The sequence below is a fragment of the Methylomonas sp. PHL2-19 genome, from assembly GCF_059331595.1.
Genome location: NZ_CP196839.1, coordinates 4,197,022 through 4,219,639 on the forward strand (window position 1 = coordinate 4,197,022; position 22,618 = coordinate 4,219,639).

The 22,618-nt window shown below is 52.3% G+C and carries 18 protein-coding genes; 12 read left to right on the top strand and 6 right to left on the bottom strand.

The annotated features are described in order from the left end of the window. Window positions 1-427 precede the first annotated feature (427 nt). Window positions 428-1,252 (top strand): flocculation-associated PEP-CTERM protein PepA, encoded by an 825-nt coding sequence (pepA, locus tag ACR02O_RS19335; RefSeq protein WP_319962486.1) that lies wholly within the window; start codon window positions 428-430, stop codon window positions 1,250-1,252. A gap of 53 nt (window positions 1,253-1,305) precedes the next feature. On the opposite strand, the gene holA is transcribed toward pepA, so the two are convergent. Genes holA through leuS form a run of 3 tightly spaced genes read right to left on the bottom strand, consistent with a single transcriptional unit; the run spans window position 1,306 to window position 5,451 of the window. Beyond that, window positions 1,306-2,334, bottom strand: coding sequence for a DNA polymerase III subunit delta (gene holA / locus ACR02O_RS19340; RefSeq protein WP_494522221.1), 1,029 nt, complete (start codon window positions 2,332-2,334; stop codon window positions 1,306-1,308). Window positions 2,335-2,336: 2 nt separating this feature from the next. Beyond that, a complete protein-coding gene (locus ACR02O_RS19345; RefSeq protein ID WP_240348239.1) occupies window positions 2,337-2,840 on the bottom strand; it encodes an LPS-assembly lipoprotein LptE in 504 nt (167 codons plus the stop codon). Window positions 2,841-2,862: 22 nt separating this feature from the next. Then, the gene (gene leuS, locus ACR02O_RS19350; RefSeq protein WP_494522222.1) at window positions 2,863-5,451 is read right to left on the bottom strand and encodes a leucine--tRNA ligase; all 2,589 of its coding nucleotides are present in this window, start codon (window positions 5,449-5,451) and stop codon (window positions 2,863-2,865) included. A 91-nt stretch (window positions 5,452-5,542) separates the two neighbouring features. On the opposite strand from leuS, the gene ACR02O_RS19355 reads away from it, so the two are divergent. Continuing rightward, on the top strand, window positions 5,543-6,031 hold the full coding sequence (locus tag ACR02O_RS19355) for a zinc ribbon-containing protein (protein WP_020482673.1): 489 nt from the start codon (window positions 5,543-5,545) through the stop codon (window positions 6,029-6,031). 58 nt (window positions 6,032-6,089) lie between these two features. Further along, window positions 6,090-6,863: a ParA family protein gene (locus ACR02O_RS19360; protein ID WP_033157892.1), complete on the top strand. Its 774-nt coding sequence runs from the start codon at window positions 6,090-6,092 to the stop codon at window positions 6,861-6,863. A 95-nt stretch (window positions 6,864-6,958) separates the two neighbouring features. Here the strand turns inward: ACR02O_RS19360 and phoU are convergent, their stop codons facing one another. Beyond that, window positions 6,959-7,687, bottom strand: a complete 729-nt coding sequence (phoU, locus tag ACR02O_RS19365; RefSeq protein WP_171694553.1) for a phosphate signaling complex protein PhoU — start codon at window positions 7,685-7,687, stop codon at window positions 6,959-6,961. Window positions 7,688-7,759: 72 nt separating this feature from the next. On the opposite strand from phoU, the gene ACR02O_RS19370 reads away from it, so the two are divergent. From ACR02O_RS19370 to ACR02O_RS19385, 4 genes are all read left to right on the top strand, one after another. After that, complete coding sequence (locus tag ACR02O_RS19370) at window positions 7,760-7,981, top strand: hypothetical protein (protein WP_494522223.1); 222 nt, start codon at window positions 7,760-7,762, stop codon at window positions 7,979-7,981. After that, window positions 7,978-8,772, top strand: a complete 795-nt coding sequence (locus tag ACR02O_RS19375; protein ID WP_033157894.1) for a UDP-2,3-diacylglucosamine diphosphatase — start codon at window positions 7,978-7,980, stop codon at window positions 8,770-8,772. The genes ACR02O_RS19370 and ACR02O_RS19375 overlap by 4 nt, the downstream gene beginning before the upstream one ends. Window positions 8,773-9,024: 252 nt before the next feature. Further along, complete coding sequence (locus tag ACR02O_RS19380) at window positions 9,025-11,550, top strand: ExeM/NucH family extracellular endonuclease (RefSeq protein WP_494522224.1); 2,526 nt, start codon at window positions 9,025-9,027, stop codon at window positions 11,548-11,550. A gap of 323 nt (window positions 11,551-11,873) precedes the next feature. Further along, a complete protein-coding gene (locus tag ACR02O_RS19385; RefSeq protein ID WP_494522225.1) occupies window positions 11,874-12,413 on the top strand; it encodes a hypothetical protein in 540 nt (179 codons plus the stop codon). A 427-nt stretch (window positions 12,414-12,840) separates the two neighbouring features. Here ACR02O_RS19385 and ACR02O_RS19390 read toward each other — a convergent pair whose 3' ends face one another. Then, window positions 12,841-15,225 (bottom strand): TonB-dependent siderophore receptor, encoded by a 2,385-nt coding sequence (locus ACR02O_RS19390; protein ID WP_494522226.1) that lies wholly within the window; start codon window positions 15,223-15,225, stop codon window positions 12,841-12,843. Between the two features lie 575 nt (window positions 15,226-15,800). On the opposite strand from ACR02O_RS19390, the gene ACR02O_RS19395 reads away from it, so the two are divergent. The 3 genes from ACR02O_RS19395 (at window position 15,801) to ACR02O_RS19405 (ending at window position 18,351) form a co-directional block, all read left to right on the top strand. Next, window positions 15,801-16,319: an RNA polymerase sigma factor gene (locus ACR02O_RS19395; protein ID WP_494522227.1), complete on the top strand. Its 519-nt coding sequence runs from the start codon at window positions 15,801-15,803 to the stop codon at window positions 16,317-16,319. A 73-nt stretch (window positions 16,320-16,392) separates the two neighbouring features. Then, window positions 16,393-17,361 carry a FecR family protein gene (locus ACR02O_RS19400; protein ID WP_494522228.1) on the top strand — a complete coding sequence of 323 codons (969 nt, stop codon included), beginning with the start codon at window positions 16,393-16,395 and terminating at the stop codon, window positions 17,359-17,361. A gap of 345 nt (window positions 17,362-17,706) precedes the next feature. After that, entirely contained in the window at window positions 17,707-18,351 is a 645-nt protein-coding gene (locus tag ACR02O_RS19405) for an energy transducer TonB (protein ID WP_494522229.1), read from the top strand. Between the two features lie 385 nt (window positions 18,352-18,736). On the opposite strand, the gene ACR02O_RS19410 is transcribed toward ACR02O_RS19405, so the two are convergent. Continuing rightward, window positions 18,737-19,351, bottom strand: a complete 615-nt coding sequence (locus ACR02O_RS19410; RefSeq protein WP_494522230.1) for a hypothetical protein — start codon at window positions 19,349-19,351, stop codon at window positions 18,737-18,739. 853 nt (window positions 19,352-20,204) lie between these two features. Between ACR02O_RS19410 and ACR02O_RS19415 the strand changes: the two genes are divergently transcribed. Together ACR02O_RS19415 and ACR02O_RS19420 are read left to right on the top strand one after the other, a co-directional pair. Beyond that, window positions 20,205-20,759, top strand: a complete 555-nt coding sequence (locus tag ACR02O_RS19415) for a hypothetical protein (protein ID WP_494522231.1) — start codon at window positions 20,205-20,207, stop codon at window positions 20,757-20,759. A 12-nt stretch (window positions 20,760-20,771) separates the two neighbouring features. Further along, the gene (locus tag ACR02O_RS19420; protein WP_494522232.1) at window positions 20,772-22,547 is read left to right on the top strand and encodes a bifunctional metallophosphatase/5'-nucleotidase; all 1,776 of its coding nucleotides are present in this window, start codon (window positions 20,772-20,774) and stop codon (window positions 22,545-22,547) included. The last annotated feature ends 71 nt before the right edge of the window (window positions 22,548-22,618 follow it).

Consider the following 22,618-nt stretch of genomic DNA (forward strand, 5'->3'; position numbering starts at 1 on the left):
TTTAGTAACGCCGCCAAATTTCCTGGCTTCGTCATTTTGGGCCCATTTAACAACAATACCAACAATCGTCGCCATCGACACCTTGGGAAATCATTAATTGCCCCAGAACACCCGGCGTAAAGATTCCGACGATTCAGTGTATCGTCGATCATTTGCTTTTTAGAACAACCGGCTTTTATCAAGCTTCCCACGACTTCTAGCGGGCATTTTCCAGAAAAATCTTGTACAAGCAGGACGCTGTTTTTATTGAACATTGCACACGAATTTGTAGTGAGCCCCGGCTCAGATGATTTACGCTTTCCATTGCGACTAAACTGAAAGCCCATTCGGGGAGTTTCAGTAATAGAACTGTAATTTGTGTTGGTTCACAAAATCAGCTATAACCGCATTTTGGGGGAATACAATCTAACTTTTATGAGGTACAGCAATGAGCAGTAAAACTTTAAGCAAGCATCTCAAGCGAAATGCAATTTTAACGGCAGGACTGGTTATTGCCGCCCCTGCTGCGATGGCGAGTACACAATGGGTTGGTACTGCAGATTATAAGTTAGCACCAAACGCTGCCGGCGATGAAGGACCCGCAGTTGGACCGTTTGACAGCTACGACTTTGCCCCTGGCGCCGCCATGATAAAATTCACACCCAATAGTGCCACATCTGGAACGGTAGAGGGTTGGTATCAATCCTATGTGAGGTCACACGACCTAGGCTTCGTTGGCGTCTCAAACGGTAATCTTGGATCAACTTATGAATTGACTGCGGTTGCTCATTTTTTTGGTAACTATTCCAACAGCATCGACGGTAATACCCAGTCGGTGGACAACATGACAGGCGACGTAGCACTGTATTTTGACACTACTCCTGATCACAGCTTCATCAACGACACCGGTTTTTCTGACGTTAACTCACAACGAATTCTTTGGGGGAGTATAAACTCCGGAAACGGCAGTTTGTTCAAAGGTACTGGAGGCCAAGAACTAACCCTGAATTTTGCTGGTGCTGCATCGGGTTCCGACCAGGCTGTGTATAGTCCAAATACAATCGGCGGTGCAGACGCATTCTTTTCCATTACCACTAAAGGACTGCAAAGTGTTAACTTTAACAGCGTTCAGGGACATGCAGACGGTCAAAAATTTGTATCCGACGGTTACATGCAACTGACAGCGGTACCCGTACCAACCGCCGTATGGTTATTTGGTAGCGGTTTGCTTGGTTTACTCAGTACCGGCAAACGTAAAAAAATCACTGGTTAAGGCATTCAATTCCATCTTAAAGCTACCGCTCAAATTTCTTTTGGACAGTAGCTTTAATATTCCACTGCGCGGATACCTGAGCCCTTCGAAAACAACAAACAAATCCTAAACAAGCCCTCCCATTCGTCGCCGTTAATCTGGCCTTTGATTTGGCAATCCACATTAGCGCTTGCTTGCAAAATACCCTGTAGCTCCTTGCTCTTCAACCTCTGCAAGGCCTCATGCACCAACTGCTTGCGCTTGTCCCAGATCTGATATTTTTTGTAGAGAACGTCCGGGTTACCACCGCGTTTCAATTCAGTCTTGATACTGACCAGGGTTCGGGCTTCGCGGCTGATAGCCCACAACACCACCGGCGCTGCGACGCCTTCCGCTTTGAGCCCGGCAAGAATTTTAACGGATCGATTCACCTTGCCCGACAACAAAGCATCCATCAACTTAAACACGTCAAACCTAGCGCTGTCAGCCACATCGCCCTCAACCATGGCTTTGTTGATACGGTTAGCCCCGTGCAAGATATATAGTTTTTCAAGCTCCTGAGCCGCGGCCAGCAAGTTGCCTTCGACTCGCACGGCCAGGCTTTTCAACGCCTCCGCGTCAAGATGCATGCCCTTACGTTCCGCGCGGCGCTGCAACCATTGCAACAACTCCGGCCCTTGTAATGGCCAGACCTGCACGGTGATCGCAATTTTATCCAAGGTCTGAAACCATTGCGACTTCTGCGCCGCGCTATCCAGCTTGCCGGCGGTGATCAGCAAAACGGTATCTTCGGGGGGACGCTGACAATACGCGCTTAGGGCTTTGCCGCCTTCTAACCCAGGCTTGCCGGAAGGCAAGCGTAAATCGATGAGTTTTTTGTCGGAAAAGATGGAAAGGGATTCGGCTTCGAGCGTCAATTGCGGCCACTCGTTACCGGTATCGATGGCAATCACTTCGCGGGTGAGATAACCTGCAGTACGAGCCGCACGCCGAATGTCGTCCGCCGCTTCGCCAAGTTGTAGAGGCTCGTCACCGCTCAGCAGATAAACCGGTGCCAGCTCTTTCTGCAAGGCAGCGGTCAACTGGTCAAGCTTTAAACGCATACTTATTTTTTCTGCGTATCGACGGCTATCCTGGCTCTAGCCAATATCATCCGCGCCACTTGTTTATAGATTTCGTTGCGAATCAATTGTTCTTCGTTGCCTTTCGCCAGTACCGCCGTTTGGTCGTTAAAAAACTCCCGGGAAATTTCGATCACTTGCTCGTCCATCAGCGCATTTTCCTTGCTGTCGAAAAATTGAAAGCGCAGATAATATTCCAGCTCGGACTCGCTGGATTTACCGGTTGAACCGATGGTCAGTACCCGGTTACGCATGTCTTCCCTAAGCACCTTGACCACCACGCCGGCATCATTGGGAGAACCCACTATTTTGCCTTTCGATGCCTTCATGATGGACTGCAGCTCACCCTGAAGCGGAGTGGAAGCACCAAACACATACATGTTTTTCAGCACTTCCGGCATCTCTATCGAACCGCGCAGATGATATCCGCAGCCAAGCAGCAGCGCCAAAGTTCCAAACAAAACCATTCGGCTCAAGTGATTTATCATTTGCTTCTCGAAAACCCAGCGTTTAAACAACGATATTCACCAGTTTCTGCGGCACCACAATCAGCTTTTTCACCGGTTTACCGTCCAGATAACGCTGCACATTGTCGTCGGCCAGGGCCAAGGCTTCGACTTGCTCCTTGGACGCCGTTGCCGCAACGGATAATTTACCGCGCAGCTTACCGTTCACTTGCACGACCATTTCGATGGCGTCCTGTTGCAATGCGGATTCGTCGATCAGTGGCCAAGCGGCAAGCACGATGTCATCGTTATGCCCCAACTGATTCCACAATGCTTGAGCCGCATGCGGAATAATCGGAGCCAGCATCAAGACGATAGCCTCCAACACTTCCTGACGGGTTGCCCTGCCATTATCGCTATTGTCTTCAAATTTATTCAGCGCGTTGACCAGCTCCATGTTGGCCGCAATCGCGGTATTAAAGGTATGGCGACGGGCCATATCGTCGGTGACTTTTTGCAACGCCTGATACAACTGGCGGCGCAACACTTTTTGATCATCGCTCAAGGCCGCCTTGTCCAGCGCTTGCTGAGGCAATCCGGCTTCGACATGCAAATAGACTTGCCGCCACAAACGTTTCAGGAAGCGGAATGCACCTTCCACACCGGCGTCATTCCATTCCAACGACTGATCCGGCGGCGAAGTAAACATCGTGTACAAACGCACCGTATCCGCGCCGTATTTATCAATCAAGACCTGCGGATCGACGCCGTTGTTTTTGGACTTCGACATTTTTTCCACGGCGCCGACGGTGACCGGCGAACCATCTTCCAGCAATTTGGCGCCTATGATTTTGCCTTTGGCGTCGCGTTCGACATCGATTTGGGTCAGATTGAAATAGCGTTTGTGGCCGTGATCGTCGATTTGATAGAAGGTTTCGGCGATCACCATGCCTTGCGTCAGCAAGTTTTTGAACGGCTCGTCGCACACCACCAAACCTTCATCGCGCAACAACTTGGTGAAAAAACGCGCATACAGCAAATGCAAAATCGCATGTTCGATGCCACCGATGTAATGATCGACCGGCAACCAGTAATTGGCGCGCTGATCCAGCATCGCAGTGTCGCAATCCTGGCTGGCATAACGTGCGAAATACCAGGACGATTCCATGAAGGTATCGAATGTATCGGTTTCGCGCCGCGCCGGCTTGCCACATTTCGGACAATCGGTGTGTGGAAAGGTCGGATGCGCGGCCAACGGCGATTGGGAGCCGTCCAGCACCACATCGCGCGGCAAGGTCACCGGCAATTGCTCGTCGGGCACCGGCACTGTGCCACAGTCGTCGCAATAGATCACCGGAATCGGCGCACCCCAGTAGCGTTGCCGCGAGACACCCCAGTCGCGCAATCTGAAATTGGTCTTGCGTTCGCCCTTGCCCAAGCCGGCCAGTTTGGTGGCGATGGCGTCGAAGGCTTGTTTAAAATTCAAGCCATCGAATTCTCCGGAGTTTTTCAACACACCTTTATCGGTAAAGGCTTTTTCGGCAACGCTGTCGTCAGAGCCATCCGCGGCGGCAATCACTTCCTTGATGGCAATGCCATATCGCTTAGCGAATTCGTAATCGCGCTGATCGTGCGCCGGCACCGACATCACAGCGCCCGTACCGTAGCTCATCAACACGAAATTGGCGATCCATACCGGTACGGATTCGCCGGTCAAAGGATGAATGGCGTGGAAACCGGAAGCGATGCCACGTTTTTCCATGGTTTCCATCGCCGCTTCGGAGGTTTCCATCTGCTTGCAGGATTCGATGAAGGCGGCGATGTCGGCGTTGGTTTCGGCGGCCTTCAAGGCCAAGGGATGTTCGGCGGCCACCGCCACATAAGTCACGCCCATCACGGTGTCCGGGCGGGTGGTATAGATGCGAATCGGCGAATCGAATCCCTCAACTGCGAAATCCATCTCCACGCCTTCGGAGCGGCCTATCCAATTGGCCTGCATGGTTCTAACCTGTTCCGGCCACCCCGGTAGTTTATCCAGCGAGGTCAGCAACTCGTCGGCATAAGCGGTGATTTTTAAAAACCACTGGGAAATTTCTTTTTTCTCGACTTGGGTATCGCAACGCCAGCAGCAGCCGTCGATGACTTGTTCGTTTGCCAGCACGGTTTGGTCGTGCGGACACCAATTGACCGGCGCGGTTTTTTTATAAACCAGACCCTTTTCCAGCAAGCGGATGAAAAACCATTGTTCCCACCGGTAATAACTCGGATCGCAAGTCGCCAGTTCGCGGCTCCAATCGTAACCAAAACCCAGCCGTTTCAGCTGGTCGCGCATGTAATCGATATTCGAATAGGTCCAGTCGGCCGGGTGCACCTTGTTTTGCATGGCCGCATTTTCGGCCGGTAAACCAAAGGCGTCCCAACCCATCGGTTGCAACACATGTTTGCCCTGCATCCTTTGAAAACGGCTGATCACGTCGCCTATCGTGTAGTTGCGAACGTGGCCCATGTGCAGCTTGCCGCTGGGATAAGGAAACATCGACAGGCAATAGTATTTTTCTTTGCCGGTGTCTTCAGAAGCGGTAAACACCCCGGATTTTTCCCAGTCGGCCTGTACTTTTTGCTCTATTTCCGACGGCTTGTAATGCTCTTCCATCCTATTCGTCTTTTGCTGTAAAAAGGCGCTAGAATACCTTAGAGACGCTTAAAGCTAAAGCGTGAAAATTAAAACAACACAAGGAGCAGCCATGGGCGAAAACAAACTGATCAAAGCGTATGACGATCTGATGGGCCATCTTTACGAAGCCCTGGACGATACCTTACACACCGTCGCCGACGCATTGGAAATAGCCAAGGAAAAAACCAGCGCGCTGGGCGGCCACACGCAAGAAGAAATCAATAAAATCGCCGACTATGTGATGCGCGATGTAGAACACGTCGCCACCGCGCCGTCGCAACAAAACGACAGCAATTCGTTGTCCGAATGGTTGAAGTTTGACATCGATTTGATCGAGAACTTTGCTTTGGACGCTTTCATGGACATCGCCGACAAAACCAAGGTCAAACTAGCCGCGTTGGAGATGGAAGCCAAACTCTATCATCCGTATAAAAGCGGTGAGGTAGCCGGCCCCGGCACTTTTGTCTGCGATGCCTGCGGTAAACAAATCGCCTTCAAATCCACCAGCGTGATACCGGCCTGCCCGGAATGCAAGGGCGACAGTTTCTCGCGCGTTTGATATTGCAGGCTTTAACCTTATAATGCTGGCTTTTATTTTTTAGCAATCGAGGGCGATTATGCGCAGGGTGATCTTCAATCAGAAAGGCGGCGTGGGTAAATCTACCATTACCTGTAACCTAGCAGCCATCAGCGCCGTAGAGGGTAAAAAAACCCTGGTGATCGATCTCGATGTGCAAGGCAATTCCACCCAGTATTTGCTGGGCAATAAAGTCGCCGATTCCGACAAGACCATCGCCCATTTTTTTAAGGATAGCCTGGGCCTCGGCCTGTTCGGCGGCGGCAAGGAAGGCTTGGACGGTCTGATTCATGAAACCCCCTTCCCCAACCTTTTCGTATTGCCATCTCATAGCGATTTGGAAGGTTTGCAAAGCCGGTTGGAATCGCGGCATAAAATCTACAAATTAAAAGAAGCGTTGGAAAAACTGGAAGGCTTCGAGCAAATCTATATCGACACCCCGCCGATTTTAAATTTTTATAGCCTATCAGCTTTAATCGCCGCCGAAAAATGCCTGATTCCGTTCGACTGCGACACCTTCGCTCGTGAAGCCCTGTACACATTGATGCGCGCCATCGCCGAAGTCAAAGCCGATCATAACGACAGACTGGAAGTGGAAGGCGTCATCGTCAACCAATATCAAAAGCAGGCCAACCTGCCGCGGCAGTTGGTGGAAGACCTGATCGCCGAGGGTTTGCCGGTCCTGGAGACCAAAATCTCCACCTCGGTGAAAGTCCGCGAATCGCACAGCGATGCCCAGCCCTTGATTCACTACGCGCCAACCCACAAATTGACCGAAGAATACCGGGCCTTGCATTTGGAAATCCACAAATAACGGTTTGGCATTTACCCTCATTAAAAAGCCGGCAATGCCGGCTTCTTTGTTTTTAAATGACGGCAAACACCGAAGAGGCAGCCGCGCGCAAATGCTTAACCAGCAAGACTAGCCTGAGTCGCCAGCCCACCATGCCGCACATCAATACCATCCAACATAAAAATGGCGTGCTCGGCAATGTTCCGGCAATGCTCGCCGCAACGCTCCATGGCTTTCATCATTTGCATCACATCCAAGGCTCTGCGAATCATTCGGGCGTCGTGCAATACCAAAGTCAATTGGTGCTTGATACCCTCCTGCAATTCCGACTCGCAATCCCTGTCGCATTCCAACAAGGCGTATGCCTGCTTGGTATCCCGACTTTCGAAAACCACCATCAACTTGTCCAAAATCAGCTTGATTAAACCGCCAATTTTCACGATGTCAGCCAACAGCTTTTGATTAGGGTCACTGGTGTTCGGGTCGAACAACACCGTAATCAGTTTGGCGAACTCGACAATCTCGACACCGATTTTTTCTAGCTCTACGGCGATTTTCGACGTCGATAACACATAGCGCAGATCGTTTGCCACCGGACTATGCCGGGCAATGATGTTCAATACCTCGCCGTCAATCTTGCTTTCAAAGTGCTTGACCTTTTTATGCCTCGATACGACTTTTTGCGCCAATTCGGCATCGCCGTAGTCCAGCGCCTGCATCGCCTGTTCCAGTTGGTAAACCAAAAGGTCTGTCATATCCAGCATCAAACTGTGCATATGCCCTAAATCGGTGTCATACGCATGCAAGGTATGCACATTATTGGGAGTGTCTGTTTGCTTCGTCATCGGCAGTTCTCTTGCTTGTTTGGCCAGGGTCTCGGTAATAAGCAAACCTTAGAACAAGCAGATTACAGGAATGTGACACAACCCGATAGACACGCAAAACCCGGCGCGTTAGCCATTGTTTTTAAACAATATATTTATAGAGCCGACGATCTAAAGTCTGCACAAAACGCCAAAAATAATCCGTTGCCCGCATTACTCGGCAAAGAAGCGACAAGCCTGCTCTGTCATGCTGCTGTCATAAATGCAGACAAAAATAGCCCTCGTCCGATACCAATATTTGGCGTTTGCTTATGAATACCTCTTTCTATCGCACCATCTGGATTTCCGACCTGCACATTGGCTCGACCCAATGCCAGGCCGATGCCCTGCTGGATTTTTTAAAACATAACGACAGCGAAAAACTCTATCTGGTCGGCGACATCATCGACTTTTGGGCATTGTCCAAAAAAATGTACTGGCCGCGTGATCACAACACCATCATTCAAAAAATCCTGCGTAAAGCCAGACACGGCACGCAAATTATCTACGTCCCCGGCAACCACGACGAAAACGTCCGCGATTACGACGATTACGTGTTCGGCGACATCGTCGTCAAAAACTCGGATATTCACACCACGGTAAACGGCAAACGCTTCCTGATCGTCCACGGCGACGAATACGACACCATCGCCAAACATCACCAATGGTTGGCAAAAATCGGCAGCCTGGGTTACGACTGGCTGATTGAAATCAACCGCTTCCTGCGCTTGTTCAGACGCCTATTCGGCAGGCAATCGCATTTCTCCTTGGCGGCGTTTGTGAAATTCAAAGTCAAGAATGTGGTGCAATTTATCTCCGATTACGAAGAAAGCATTGTCCGCACCCTGAAAAACGAAGGCCTGGACGGCGTGATTTGCGGACATATACATCATGCCGAAATCAAGGAAATAGAAGGCTTCTTATACGTCAATACTGGCGACTTTGTGGAGAGTTGCACGGCCATTGTCGAACATCAAGACGGCAGACTGGAATTAATCCGCTGGCTGGCCCAGGAAGCGCCACAATTGACGCAGCAGCACGATGGAGAATTGCCGCATCCTGGTTAACCCCAAACCTTGCCGGAACCGGCCTACTTAGCTTTGTATTACATGTCACAAAAACTTCGCCAAACCGTCACGGTTTCTTAACCCTCCTCCAAGCGTAATCCCGGAAAATGTGAGCGGGCTTGCAGAATTTTGGGAAGTTACCCAATGACGCGCTCGTCGCCTATCCCCTTAGGCCGATGAGCGCGTTTTTCTGCGAGTCAGCTCAGGCTCAAGGCCTGCTTACTGATTTTTAAGCACAGAGACCATCCGACCATGATCGCAAAGCATATCCGCAGCTACCAGCTGCTGGCCGCAGTAAGTGCCATGAGCTGCTTCGGCAACGCCCAGGCAGCCACACCGGTGTTTATCAACGAAATTCACTACGACAATGCCGGCACCGATAGCGGCGAGGCCATCGAAATCGCCGGCCCGGCCGGCACCAACCTCAGCGGCTGGTCGTTGGTGCTTTATAACGGCAACGGTGGCGCCAGCTATAACAGCAAAGCCTTAAGCGGCGTAATAGCCGATCAAACCGGCACCGGCTTCGGCACGCTGAGCTTCAGCTATCCGGCAGACGGCATTCAAAACGGCGCTCCGGACGGCATTGCCTTGGTCAACGGCAGCACGGTGGTGCAGTTTTTAAGTTACGAGCCCTCACCTTTTACAGCGGTGGGTGGCCCGGCTAACGGCATGACCAGCGTGGATATTGGCGTAGCGGAAACTAACTCAACTCCCATCGGCCAATCCTTACAACTGAAAGGCACCGGCAACAGCTACGAAAACTTTACCTGGAACGCCCCAGCCACAAATTCATTTGGCGCGGTCAACAACAGCCAAAACTTCGGCGGCGTCACCCCGCCTCCCCCGGTATCCCAATGCGGCCAAACGGCAACCCTAATCAGTGCCATCCAAGGCAGTAGCGGCGTCAGTCCGTTGAGCGGCAGCGTGCAACACGTCGAAGCTGTGGTCAGCGCCGACTTCCAAGGCAGCGGCAACTTGAATGGGTTTTTTGTACAGCAAATCGATGGTGCCGACGCCAATCCGGCGACTTCCGAAGGCTTGTTCGTCGCCTCCAGCTTGCCGGTTAATGTCGGCGATAAAGTCCACATCGTCGGCACCGTCACCGAAACCTTCAATATGACCCGCCTGGAAAACGTCAGCTCAGTGGACATTTGCGCCACCGGTAACGCCTTACCGACAACGGTTGAGGTGAATTTACCCTTCGACAACGCCGACAATAACGCTGAACGCTGGGAAGGCATGTTGATCCATCTGCCGCAAACCCTGACAGTCAGCGAAAATTTCAATCTGGGTCGATTCGGCGAGTTTTTACTTTCGTCCGGCGGCCGTTTATTCACTCCGACCCAAGTCGCCACGCCCGGTCAAGCGGCTATCGATGCTGCGGCGCAAAATGGCTTGAATCAGCTGACCGTAGACGATGGCTCCAACATCCAAAACCCGGACCCGGTGATTTACCCACAGCCGACCGGTTTGAACGCGGCCACACCATTGCGTAGCGGCGATGCGGTGGTTGGCGCTGCCGGCGTGTTGGCTTACGACTTTGGCGTGTACCGCCTGCAACCGACTCAGCCATTGACTTTCATCGCCGACAACGCGCGCGGCGCGGCGCCGATCTTATCGACATTGGGCTCGTTAAAAGTCGCCAGCTTCAACGTGTTGAATTACTTCAACGGTAACGGTGTCGGCGGCGGCTTCCCCACGGCTCGCGGCGCTAATACCCTGGTCGAATTCAACCGCCAGCGCGGCAAAATCATTCCGGCCATCCATGCCTTAAATGCCGATGTGGTAGGTTTGATGGAAATCGAAAACGACGGCTACGGCAGCAGCAGCGCCATCGCCGATCTGGTGAATGGTTTGAATCAACTGGCCGGCGCCGGCACGTATGCCTATATCAATCCGCGCTTGAGCAAAGTCGGCACCGATGAGATCGCGGTTGGCATCATCTACAAACCGGCTAAAACCACGCCGGTCGGCGCGGTGGCAATATTGGATTCTTCGGTAAACCCCTTATTTATCGACACCAAAAACCGCCCTGCCCTGGCCCAAACTTTCTTGGATAAGGCTTCCAACAAGTTGCTGACCGTGGCCGTCAACCATCTTAAATCCAAAGGTTCGGCTTGTGACGATGTCAATGATCCCGACACCGGCGACGGCCAGGGCAATTGCAACCAAACCCGCACCAATGCTGCGCAAGCCTTGGCCACCTGGTTGGCTGGCGATCCTACCCACAACGGCGCCAACAATGCCCTGATCATCGGCGACCTGAACAGCTATGCCCAAGAAGACCCGATCACAGCCTTGAAAAACGCCGGTTACCAGAACCTGCTGGAAACTTTCGTCGGCAATCAGGCCGCTTACAGTTACGTATTCGCTGGCGCGGCCGGTTATCTGGATCATGGCCTAGCGAATGCAGCACTCGCGCCGCAAGTTAAAAGTGCCGGCGAATGGCACATCAACGCCGACGAACCACGCTCTCTGGATTACAACACCGAGTTCAAATCAGCCAATCAAATCAGCAGCTTCTACGCGGCCGATGCTTATCGCTCATCGGATCACGATCCGCTGTTGATCAAGTTATTCGTGCCGGGCGACCTGGATAACGACGGTGATGTGGATGGTAGCGATGCCAATTTGATCAAGGCGCAAATCGGTAAATGCAGCGGCAAAGTGGGTTTTAACCGGGAAGCGGATTATGACGCGACCGGTTGCGTCAGCATTACCGACTACCGGATTTGGTACGGTTATTTCAATAACTACGCGGCTATCAGCAAGCCGTAACGGCCGCACACATTGCCGATTAATTTTTATTTGTTAAAGAAGGTTTTATGAAAAATATGACATGGCGTCATTGCCTCACACTGGCGTTGGCATTTTGGTCTGGTGTCAACCAAGCGAGTACGCTCAGCACATCCGGCGATATTCAAATTTACCCTGGCGGCAATATAGACCTCCAAACGAGTCAGACCCCAGGAAATCTGCAAGCCAAACAACCACCACTTATTACAGGGGGTGACATTCAAATTTTGCCTCGAGGTAGTATTGCAAGCCAAGCGGGACCAACGCCAACCAATTCGGGATCAATTTCATCGTTAACCATTGTCTTGCCCACCGAACCCACATTTTTGGCGCTGCCGCAGACCTCAGGCTTTACCCATATTGGCGATCATTTTGATATTGAAGTGCTGGCTCTCGCGCCTTTGGCTAACGCCAGCCCGGACGAACTGGTGTTGGGCTTTGGTTTCAACACGCTATTAGGTGGCACGGGCGCTGCGCAGTTTTTGGGTAGCAGCATTAACCCGTTGTTCACCGACATTTCAACACAGGATGGCGTGAATTTAGCCGCTGCCGGCCTGGCCTTTCCGGGCTTGAGTGCAAATGACGTGGGCTCATTCATTTCTCTGGCGGTTTTGCATTTTCAGGCCGTCGCGACAGGTGACTTGAATATCGCGATTACCAGCGATTTGCATGATCTCAACCAAGGTTTGATCTTTTTGAATCAAGGGCCGCTGGCAATCAGTGCCAGCGTCGGCCTCAACATCACGTCTGTGCCGGTACCGCCCTCTTTGTTGCTGTTTGTGAGTGGCTTGGTGGTGGGTTTTGGGGGAATTCGGAAGCGCGCGGCATACCTGCATCGCCCCTGACGGACTATTCTCGCCAAATACCCTCGGGGCACAAGAGCTGCGATGCTCGGCGCGGAATAACGGGAGAAAACCACTACCAAAATCAAGAGAAAACAAAACGCAGGGTGAGCATCTCTGCAAACCGATTATCGGTATAGGCTTATGCCAGGTAAGCACAAAGACCGTGCCCACCCGGCATATTGGCTACTGGTGCAGACGGTTTTGTAGGTCGTTGCCGGCAGGATCGGAACGTTCTTTTGTTTTTGAGGTTCCACGCAGCGAGTCGGAAAGAGCCACGTCCAAAGAAAATCCGCTTACGTGCGATTAGCGAAGCGTAATCGCACGTATTTGGGCACAAGTTTCAGGATTGCATGCGTCCGATTACGCTACGCTAATCGGACGAGCTGTAGCGCACAGGAACGAGCCCAAAGATATGCGGCCTCCTGGCTTAAAACTCCACCTTTACCGATCCCAGCAGCGTTCTTGGCGTACCGATATTAACCCGCGAGTTCGGCCCGACGCCGGGAATCACGTCTTGCAGATAATTTTTGTCCAACAGATTGTTTACATTCAGCTGGAAAGTGACTTTGGATTTGCTGACTTTCAGATTGTAGGCAGCCATTAAATCAACCGTAATAAACCCCGGCACATTATAGGTATTCGGCACATTGGTGGAGGCATCGCGCATAGTGATGCCGCCGCCGACTTTAAACCCTTTCAATGACTCCTGTTGAAAGTCGTAAGTATTCCAAAACGTGCCGACGTTTCTGGGGATCGCGAACATCCGCCGACCTTCTCGGCCGTCGTTGTCTTTGGTAACGCGGGTGTCCAGGTTGGCGTAGGTGGCGATCATATTCCAGCCCGGCAGGATTTCGCCCTTGATGTCCAGCTCCGGTCCACGGCTACGCACCTCGCCCACCGCGATGGAATACAAGGGATTGTTGGGGTCGGTGGTGGCGACGTTTTGTTTGGTCAAATCGAAATAAGCCAGCGTGGCGCTGAGCCGGCCGTCGAAAAACTCGCTCTTGGCGCCCAATTCCCATTGCTGCGCGCTCTCGGGCGGCAGCGGCTTGCCGCCCTGACCCAAACCATTGGTGGCGCCAAAGTTTTCGACATAATTGCCGTAAAGGCTCAACCAGTCTTGCGCTTGCCACAATACCCCGACCCGCGGGGTCACGGCATCCGCGGAAAGCTTGGATTGCGCCACTTTGTCGGCTTGATCGACCACCTGGTAACGCAAACCGCCCATCACGTGAATCCCGTGCGGCAACTGAATTTGATCCTGGGCGTACAAGCCGTAGAAGTCGGTGTCGGTGTCGTAGCGGTCAAATCCGGTCGGAAAGCTATAGCCGGTGTGGATAGGGTTATAGATGTCGATGCCGGTCGCGGGATCGCCGTAATAATATTGGCCGGTCGAACGGTTGTTGTAATAGTCGCCGCCCACCAACAGTGTGTGCTTTAACCCAAAGGTATTGAAATGGCCGGTCAAGTCCAGCGTCGTGTAATAAGTATTGATGTCGGCCGGATTGGCGACCACGATTCGATTTAACTGGCTACCCGTCAGTCCGTCTCCCAGCATCGCTACGCTGTTTGGCGTGTCCCGGCGCTCGGTGGCGAAACGGTGGCTGATGCTCCAGTCGTCGTTAAATTGGTGCGACCAATTGAAGCCCAACAAAATGTCGTCGTGATTCTCCGGGGTCTTTTCCATTAAATTGCGCCCGCGCGGCATATCGATGAAGCGGCCGTCGACGTAAGGCCAAACCATGGTGTCGTTGACCAGATTGTCGTGTTTGTATTCCATCTCGAAGGTGATTTGCGTTCGAGCGCTGATATTCCATTTCAGCACCGGCGCCAGAAAGATGCGCTCGCTATCGACCAACTCGCGGTAAGAGCCGCTGTTTTCGTACGAGGCATTCATCCGGTATAACAAGGTATCGTCGTCCGTCAGCGGACCGGTGGCATCCATTGTGGTGCGGTAAAGATCGAACGAACCGAACTGCTGCTGTAAGGCGTAATAAGGGGTATTCAGCGGCTGCTTGGTCACCACGTTGACCATGCCGCCCGGCTCCATCCGCCCGTAAAGAATGGATGCGGGGCCTTTGACCACTTCCACCCGCTCGACATTGGCCATCTGCCGTTTGCCCCAAGAACTGAACTCGGAGTCGTAGCGAAAGCCGTTGCGAAATAGTGCCGAACTGCGAAAGCCGCGCAGATAGAGATCTTCGGACAGCCCCCCGGAACCCGCGCCCAGGGTTACGCCGCTGACATTTTTTAACGCGGTTTCTATCGTGATCGCTTGCTGATCGTTCAATACCGCTTTCGGCACGATTTGAATATTCACCGGCGTTTCCATCAACGGCGTATCGGTTTTGGTGGCCGTCGCAGAATCGCGCAGCGCATAGTCCTTGTTATACGGATCGTTCGCGTCATACGCCGCCTTACCCAGCACCGTTACCGCCGGCATCGTAGCTGCCGACTGCGGCTCGCTGTTATTGACCACCGGTTTGGCTTCGATAATCGCCGTACCGTTACCCACCAAGCGATAACCCAACCCGCTGTCCTTCAGCAATTTGTTCAGTCCTTGTTCGACGGTGACCGTTTCATGCAAGGCCGGCGCGCTCAGACCGCGGGTCAACTCAGCGTTGAATACCAGTTTTAGATTGGCCTGGTCGGCGAAAGCGGTCAGCGCTTCGGTCAAACCGCCGGCAGCGATGGCATAAGTCCGTGCTTCCTGTTGCATGGGCTCGGCGTAGGCCGTATAGCTGGCAATGCTCAGCGCCAGGGCTGTCACGGCGAATGGCGCACTTAAGGGCGCGAATGCGGGTGTCCTCATAAAATCTCCTGATTGCGTGAATGGCGGCGCCGATAACCGGCGTTACTCTTCACAACGTTTCAGGGAAGAAATCATGAACACTACCTTAAAAATTTTTCAACATATGGCCGGTATTGCCGAAGGGCACGCCAGCCTGAGCTTCGACGAACGCAGCCTTTGTCCCCCTGAGGGTACGAACGGAATACCGGTGATAAATAGGGCCGGGGAGATTTTCCGAATAAATGCTCGCCGATCCACTTTATGCCTCTGATGCTTTGAAAAACAACGAGGAACGTCTTCAGTCCATTGCGTAGAGCAATATTGGCCTGCTTGCAGTGTGTCATATCACGACTTATACGGCATTTCACACAGCTCTGTTGATGCAAATTCAGGCCAACATAGGCATTTAACGTATCCCGGCGGCGGTCAAATGTTGGATTTTTGAAGACGCTAAATCCGCATTAATAGCGCCTATCACGGCCGTTGCTGCCCGGCCGCGTGCCTAAATTGATACGGAATAAAGGCCATTGGCGCTGATTTTGCTTCGTCAAACGTCTTGATAGATAACCCACTTGTATCGCTTTCAAAAACGACTGATGACTGCTGTTTCGGACACACTGGATCATTTCTTTCGGGAAAATCGGGACGATTTAATCGGTTTTTTTCTGCGCCGCCTGCATTGTCCCGATACCGCCAAGGATTTGGCCCAAGAAACCTTTGTGCGGCTATTGTTCTCAGAACAGCGGACGCCGACTCAGGATAGGCGGGCGTTGGCATTTTTTATCGCCGGCAATTTGGTGGTCGATCATATACGCAAGGAATCGGTACGCGCCCGTTATGCGCCAAGCCAGGAGATGCCGGCCGAACTACTGGAGGCGGTTGCCGGCAATGATCCGGACGCCGAAAAACAGTTAATGGCATGGCAGGATCTGGATACGGTCAATACGGCCCTGAATGAATTGCCGGAAGAGTGCCGGGCGGCGTTTTACTTAAGCGCCATCGAAGGCCTGACTTACGCGCAAATTGGCGAATGTTTGGGCGTGTCCGAACGGGCCATCGCCAAACGCATTGCCAAAACTTTGAAGCATTGCCGTGACCGTCGCGAGCAACGCTGAATTGGCCTGCGGTTTATTTTCCGGCAACATTGTTTTATCGTTCGCCCTCTCCTTCCCCGTTTCAGCAGCCTTGATGAACACCGACCCCGACAACTCCAATGAAAGCTTGGCCGACCAGGCGATAGACTGGCTGGTGCTGATGCGTTCCGGTTCGGTTACAGACGCCGTGCGCCACCAATTCGAGGCCTGGTATGGTCAAAACGACGCCAACCGGCAAGCCTACGCCGAGGCCGAAGCGCTGTGGGGTTCCGTCGCGCAAGCCGTTAAAACCACACCGCCCGCCAATTTCCAGCCAAAGCAAATTCATGCCGTTCCGCGTTTGCCGCGGCGAGCCGGTTTGGCGATGGCCGCGTCGTTGGTGCTGGGGTTGTTGCTGGGCCGGGATAGGCTGCACGATTGGTTGTTCAGCGATTATGCAACCGCCGTTGGCGAGCAAAAACAGATTCAATTGGCCGACGGCAGCAGCGTGTTGCTGAATACCGATACCGCGTTGGACATAGACTGGTCGGCGGACAAACGGCGCGTGGTATTGCTCAGAGGCCAAGCCGAGTTCAAGGTTACCAGCGATGCCAACAGACCCTTTGAAGTGGTAGCCGGCGATACGGCGGTTAGGGCCTTGGGGACAGTGTTTGATGTGGCGCGCCCTGGCGCCGATAAGGTTGAAGTCAATGTTACCGAGCATGCGGTAGCCGTGCGCTTGACCGATCAAGCCGATGTCGCCGCGATACGGGTGGAGGAAGGCCAGCAATTGACGTATTCCGCTGGTGGTGGGTTGAATAAGCCGGCACCAGCCAATCTTAACCAGCTAAATGCCTGGAAACGCGGCAAGTTGATTTTTCACGATCAGGCACTGGCTGACGTGGTGACAGAGTTAAACCGCTATTCCAAAGCCAAAATCATTCTGAATGGTGAGGATGTCAAGCAATTGCGGGTTAGCGGGGTATTTCCGACCGACGGTTTGGCGATGCTGGATGCCTTGCAAAAATCTTTGGCACTGCGTCAGACCGCATTGGGACCGTGGCTGGTGATTTTGCATTCTTGATGCGAAAACAGAATCGGCCGGACTGTATTACCGAACCGCCGCTGCGGCAATTGGCCGCATTCCTGGCGGCAAGGCTTTTGTCATAATTAATTTTAAATCGTCTTAACTTGGCGAATTTAGTTGTTTGGAAGAATCACGCCAGCTCAGGGACGCCGCCGCATGTTTAACCGCCAATCCTAAAAACCCGTGCCATTTATTAGAGCGAATCGAATCGGACTTGTTATTGCTCAAAATCCGGCATCATCTTTTCTTGATGCATCCGTCGGCGTCGAAACCGGCCGCGCGGTGTTGCTAAAACCAACCCGCAACAAAGAACGTTCGCGTAACATCTCCGTGCTATTTTTGATGTTAGTTACCGTTATGTTGCTGCACTTGGCCGGGGTCAGCTGCCTCTTGTGCCCCGACCTGCCGGAGGCAAAAGCCAGTCCGCTTAAAATGGAAGTGTCGACGATCACGATTCCGGCCAGCAAGCCAAGCCTTGAGCGAACCCAACCACCGCCGCCCAGCGTTGCCCAACCCAAACCTAAAAAGCCGCAACTCAAACCCCGGTTGAAAAAAGTGACGCCGCAGGCGCCGCCGTCCGATTTTTCAATGCAGGAACAAGTTTTTGATCAACAGCCGCGGCTGATCGACGATGCCACTCAGCCGTCGATCCCCGAGAAAGTAACCGCCGAAAATCCAAGTCCGACGTTTACCGAGGCGTATCTGAATGCCGCTTACCAACACAATCCCAAGCCGGAGTACCCCGGTATCGCCCGCAGCCGAGGCTGGCAGGGCAAAGTGGTTTTGCGCGTGGAAGTCAGCGAGGATGGCCAGGTAGTGGGCGTTGCCGTCGAACAAAGCTGTGGCCACGAAGCGCTGGACGAATCCGCGGCCGAAGCCGTCAAACAATGGCGCTTCGTACCGGCCAAACGCGCTGAAATCAATGTCGCCAGCGCGGTATTGGTGCCGATCATTTTTACGCTGCAAGACCAAGCGCCGGCTTTTTAGATTTTCCGCCAGTATTGCAGTACGCTGGAAACAGCAGGCGGTCGCGGGTTTTCCAGTCAAATTGATTAATGTTAAAAACAGCGGATTCAAACCCGAAGGAGTGGACCGCTTAGCAGCGTTTTATCTCAAATCAGCAAATTTTGTTTTACCCACACGTTTACCATTCATTTCGAAAACACACGTGTCATTCAAAAAAATATTTATCGCGTTCACCCTGCGTTTTAATGGGGGGAGAAAACCACTCCCAAAATCTAACGAAAAATCAAAAAACGTAGGGCGGGCAACGCTTTTTTGCCCACCATTCGCGGTATATATTTAATGCCGCGTGGGCACAAAAACCGTGCCCACCCACCAGACTGCCCCAAACTACGGACTGTTACCCGGCCTACCGAACTTTTTCAATGACAGGTTGTGTTTCATATAATATTACTTTAAATTCTTCACCATACATTGACTTATATTTGAATTCGAAATTCAACGCTGTCCGCATTAATCTATCGACATTTTGATGCCACAAGGGATTGTCTGTAGGGCTCGTAAAATTCATTAAATCGTATTTCTTATTTATAGGTAAATTACTGTTCTTTAGCAGAAAAAAAGGAGTATATGTAAAGCCGTTTTCTCTGCACAGTCTTTTTAATTCGGATTGCATTTCATTATTCGCAAAAAGTCCTTTTTGGCTGTGAATGGTCAATATTATTTCATCTAATATAGCGGGACCAAGGCCATGATTAACTATTCCAAAACAGATTGAACCATTATCGGGATCTATTGTTTTCTCGAATTGAACTTTTGGCCTTACTGACAACATATTATGTTCTCGGCTTATTTTTGCTTGCCAGTAAGTAGCAAGAAATGCACAAAATCCTACAGCTGCTGCGGATGCTGCCGCCGCATCGAAAAATGCAAAACATAACAACAAAATAAATGTTACTGTTATTGATAATTCTGAATTGTTAGTGAACCATTCTTGCGCTTTTAAGAATGAGTTTTTAATCATAATTTATATCCCTTTATTGGTGACTTTTTTCCGGATGGAGCGATTTAAGGCCGTAAGGCGCAATTCGTAGGGCGTCAATAGGCGCAGTCGTATTGCGCCGTATGTTGGCCTTAAATCATTCGGCGCATGACGCTATCGCTAATGCGCCCTACAAAACTGCGCAAATATTAGCTGGATTTCAAACTTCGCGGCGGGGTTTTCTCCCGTATGCCGCGCCGAGCACCGGAGGGTTTGGACGGATGGGCCCGAAGGGGCGCCGCAGGGATGCGGCGCGTTGCATGCAGGGGCTGGGAAGCCCCTTCAGGCAACCCCGTTCAAACCCGAGGAGCGCAGGGAACAAGCGGCATCCGGGCCGCCTTTCTTTTGGATACTTTTCTTTGGCGGAGCAAAGAAAAGTATCTCGCCTGTCGGTGCGAGAACCGACTTCAAAACAACCGTCGCGATAGCGACACCAATCCTAATAACCCAGCTTCGATCCCGAGCAACCTGGAAGTTTTCTCCATCATTCATGCTCGGAACCCCATCACTGGAGTTATTTTGTCCAGCAGCCGAGCTCTGAGCTCAAACAGTCGAAAACCAAGCCGGACTAACTACATCCCGAGATACCTTATTCCGCGAATTTCATCGATTGCCTTCTAGCCACCCAAGCCAGAGTCAGCGCCAGAATAAAACCCGCAACACCCGTGTATTACATTTCACGAAATCTTCATTTAGCAATCACAAGTTCATCACAAAATTTCTTTAGGCTGTACTTGCTTTACCCATAGCGATGGAAATTTCTCAACCCCAAATGAACGAGCAGCCAGCGGCCTATAACAAAAACGCCCGCGCTGTCTTTATCGGAGCACTCTAAATGATCAAACAATCTGTTCTTGCCATGGCTTTGCTGTCGGCAATCTGCACGCAAGCCGAGGCGATTACCCTTAATACCGACGGCGCTTGGCATGCGTTTGACGTAGACAATTCGGTGTCTAATTCCGGTGACTTGGAATGGATAGACCTGGATAACAATGCTTTAAGCTTTGAATTCACCTTAACCGGATCGGCCATTTTGCGCGTAGTGGACGCCGGCTTTGCGGGTGACAGATTCAGAATTTTTAACACTAGCAGCGTACTTGGTGAGACCTCGGCTGCCGTTAACAATTATCCCACTTCTGTATACAGCGATTTTGATTTGGCTTACGCCAACTCAGCCTACAGCCGCGGCGAATTTTTGCTGGGTGCCGGTAGTTATCAAATCAGCGGTCTGCTGATCCAATCCGCTCTGGACGATACCTCCACCGAGCTTAACGCCACCGTAGGCGCTGTCAGTCTGACCGCCGTACCTCTGCCTGCTGCTGCCGGTTTATATGTAGCCGGGGCCGGCCTGCTGGGCCTGGTATCTCGCCGCCGCCAATCCACTAAATAAGGTATATAAGCCATGAAATTAAACAAACTTACCTTAGGTATTGCCTTGGGTTTGGGCACACTGGGTGCAGCTCATGCCGTGACCAGCATTCCCACCACTACCATTAAAATCGTCGCGTTCAACGATTTTCACGGACAACTGGAATCTCCCGGCACATTCCGGCAAACGCCCAGCAGCGCGGCATCCACCAATATTCCGGTCGGCGGCGTGGACTGGATGGCCGGTTATGTCGAAAATCTGAAAAGCCAAAACCCCAGCACTATAGTGGTCTCGGCCGGCGACATCATCGGCGCCACGCCTCTGGTGTCCGCGCTGTTTCATGACGAACCGACCATCGAAACCATGAACCGCCTGGGTCTGGAATTCAACGCGGTCGGCAATCACGAGTTCGACGAAGGCAAGACTGAATTAAAACGCATGCAAAACGGCGGCTGTCATCCGACCGACCCTAACTCCTGCCAAGGCGCTTCAGTTGGCACGCCGGTGCCGTTTGAAGGCGCTGATTTCAAATTCCTGGCCGCGAACGTAGTCGAAACCGCTACCGGCAAAACCTTGTTTCCGCAATACGCGATCAAAGTCATCGGCGGCGTGCGGGTCGGCTTTATCGGCATGACCTTAAAAGAAACCCCCACCATCGTCACCCCCACCGGCGTGGCCGGCCTGGAATTCAAAGACGAAGCGGCCACGGTAAATGCGTTGATTCCGAAATTGCGGGCGCGCGGGGTGGAAGCCGTGGTGGTATTGATTCATCAAGGCGGCACGATACCGGTCACCCAAAGCAAATCTACCATCAACAACTGCGATGGCGGTTTGGACGGTTCGCCGATTAAAACCATCGTCAACCAATTGGACGACGAAGTGGATTTGGTGATTTCCGGCCACACGCATCAAGCCTATAACTGCCAAATCGCCAACAAGGCCGGCCGCTTGATTTCGGTGACCAGCGCCAATTCGCAAGGCCGGGTATTGACCGACATCGACGTGGCCATCAACACCGTTAACGGCGAAGTCAGCAGCGTCAGCGCCGAGAACATCGTCGTTGATCGTAGCAACACCGCCATCACCCCCAACGCGGCGATTAAATCCATCGTCGATAATTACAAAGCCCTGTCCACGCCCATCGCTAACCGGGTGATAGGCAATATCAGCGCAGCGATCACCCGAACCTCCACCTCGGCCGGCGAATCCGCCTTGGGCGACGTGATTGCCGATGCGCAATTGCTGGCGACACAAAACGTCGGTTTTGGCGAAGCAGTGGTGTCATTCATGAACCCCGGCGGCATCCGCGCCGATTTGACCTTTCCGTCCAGCTCTGCTGCGGAAGGCGACGGCAAGGTCACTTACGCCGAAGCCTTTACCGTACAACCCTTCGGCAACACCTTAGTAACACTGACGTTGACCGGCGCGCAAATCCACACTTTGCTGGAACAACAATTCACCGGTTGTACCGTCGGCTATCCGGCCAGTGCACCAGTTGCGGGCCAAGCGTTCAACCGTATCATGCAAGTGTCTAATGGCTTTAGTTACGAATGGAAAGAAAAAGGCACGGCTTGCGATAACGTCGATCCCGCCAGCATCAAGATCAATGGTGTGGTCGTCGATCCCGCCGCCAGCTATCGGGTCACCGTGAATAACTTCATGGCCGACGGTGGCGATCAATACTATGTGTTGACGCAAGGCACCAACCGCCTGGGCGGCGCGCTGGATCTGGATGCGTTGGAAAACTACTTTACCGCTAACGGTACTGTAGCCCCCGGCCCGCAAAATCGGATTTTGCCGGCTCCGTAAGTTTTAGGGATTAGTTGTAAGCTCTGTAGTGGTATTCGGGCCCGCTGGTACGCGATACAGCGGGCTTTTTT

Bases quoted from the DNA above. Each gene is read 5' to 3' on its own strand.
- leuS (WP_494522222.1), bottom strand. From the start codon at position 5,451: ATGGAAGAGCATTACAAGCCGTCGGAAATAGAGCAAAAAGTACAGGCC.
- ACR02O_RS19415 (WP_494522231.1), top strand. From the start codon at position 20,205: ATGATCAAACAATCTGTTCTTGCCATGGCTTTGCTGTCGGCAATCTGC.
- ACR02O_RS19380 (WP_494522224.1), top strand. From the start codon at position 9,025: ATGATCGCAAAGCATATCCGCAGCTACCAGCTGCTGGCCGCAGTAAGT.
- ACR02O_RS19345 (WP_240348239.1), bottom strand. From the start codon at position 2,840: ATGATAAATCACTTGAGCCGAATGGTTTTGTTTGGAACTTTGGCGCTG.
- pepA (WP_319962486.1), top strand. From the start codon at position 428: ATGAGCAGTAAAACTTTAAGCAAGCATCTCAAGCGAAATGCAATTTTA.
- phoU (WP_171694553.1), bottom strand. From the start codon at position 7,687: ATGACGAAGCAAACAGACACTCCCAATAATGTGCATACCTTGCATGCG.
- ACR02O_RS19360 (WP_033157892.1), top strand. From the start codon at position 6,090: ATGCGCAGGGTGATCTTCAATCAGAAAGGCGGCGTGGGTAAATCTACC.
- ACR02O_RS19355 (WP_020482673.1), top strand. From the start codon at position 5,543: ATGGGCGAAAACAAACTGATCAAAGCGTATGACGATCTGATGGGCCAT.
- holA (WP_494522221.1), bottom strand. From the start codon at position 2,334: ATGCGTTTAAAGCTTGACCAGTTGACCGCTGCCTTGCAGAAAGAGCTG.
- ACR02O_RS19410 (WP_494522230.1), bottom strand. From the start codon at position 19,351: ATGATTAAAAACTCATTCTTAAAAGCGCAAGAATGGTTCACTAACAAT.
- ACR02O_RS19375 (WP_033157894.1), top strand. From the start codon at position 7,978: ATGAATACCTCTTTCTATCGCACCATCTGGATTTCCGACCTGCACATT.
- ACR02O_RS19400 (WP_494522228.1), top strand. From the start codon at position 16,393: ATGAACACCGACCCCGACAACTCCAATGAAAGCTTGGCCGACCAGGCG.
- ACR02O_RS19395 (WP_494522227.1), top strand. From the start codon at position 15,801: ATGACTGCTGTTTCGGACACACTGGATCATTTCTTTCGGGAAAATCGG.
- ACR02O_RS19420 (WP_494522232.1), top strand. From the start codon at position 20,772: ATGAAATTAAACAAACTTACCTTAGGTATTGCCTTGGGTTTGGGCACA.
- ACR02O_RS19390 (WP_494522226.1), bottom strand. From the start codon at position 15,225: ATGAGGACACCCGCATTCGCGCCCTTAAGTGCGCCATTCGCCGTGACA.
- ACR02O_RS19405 (WP_494522229.1), top strand. From the start codon at position 17,707: ATGTTAGTTACCGTTATGTTGCTGCACTTGGCCGGGGTCAGCTGCCTC.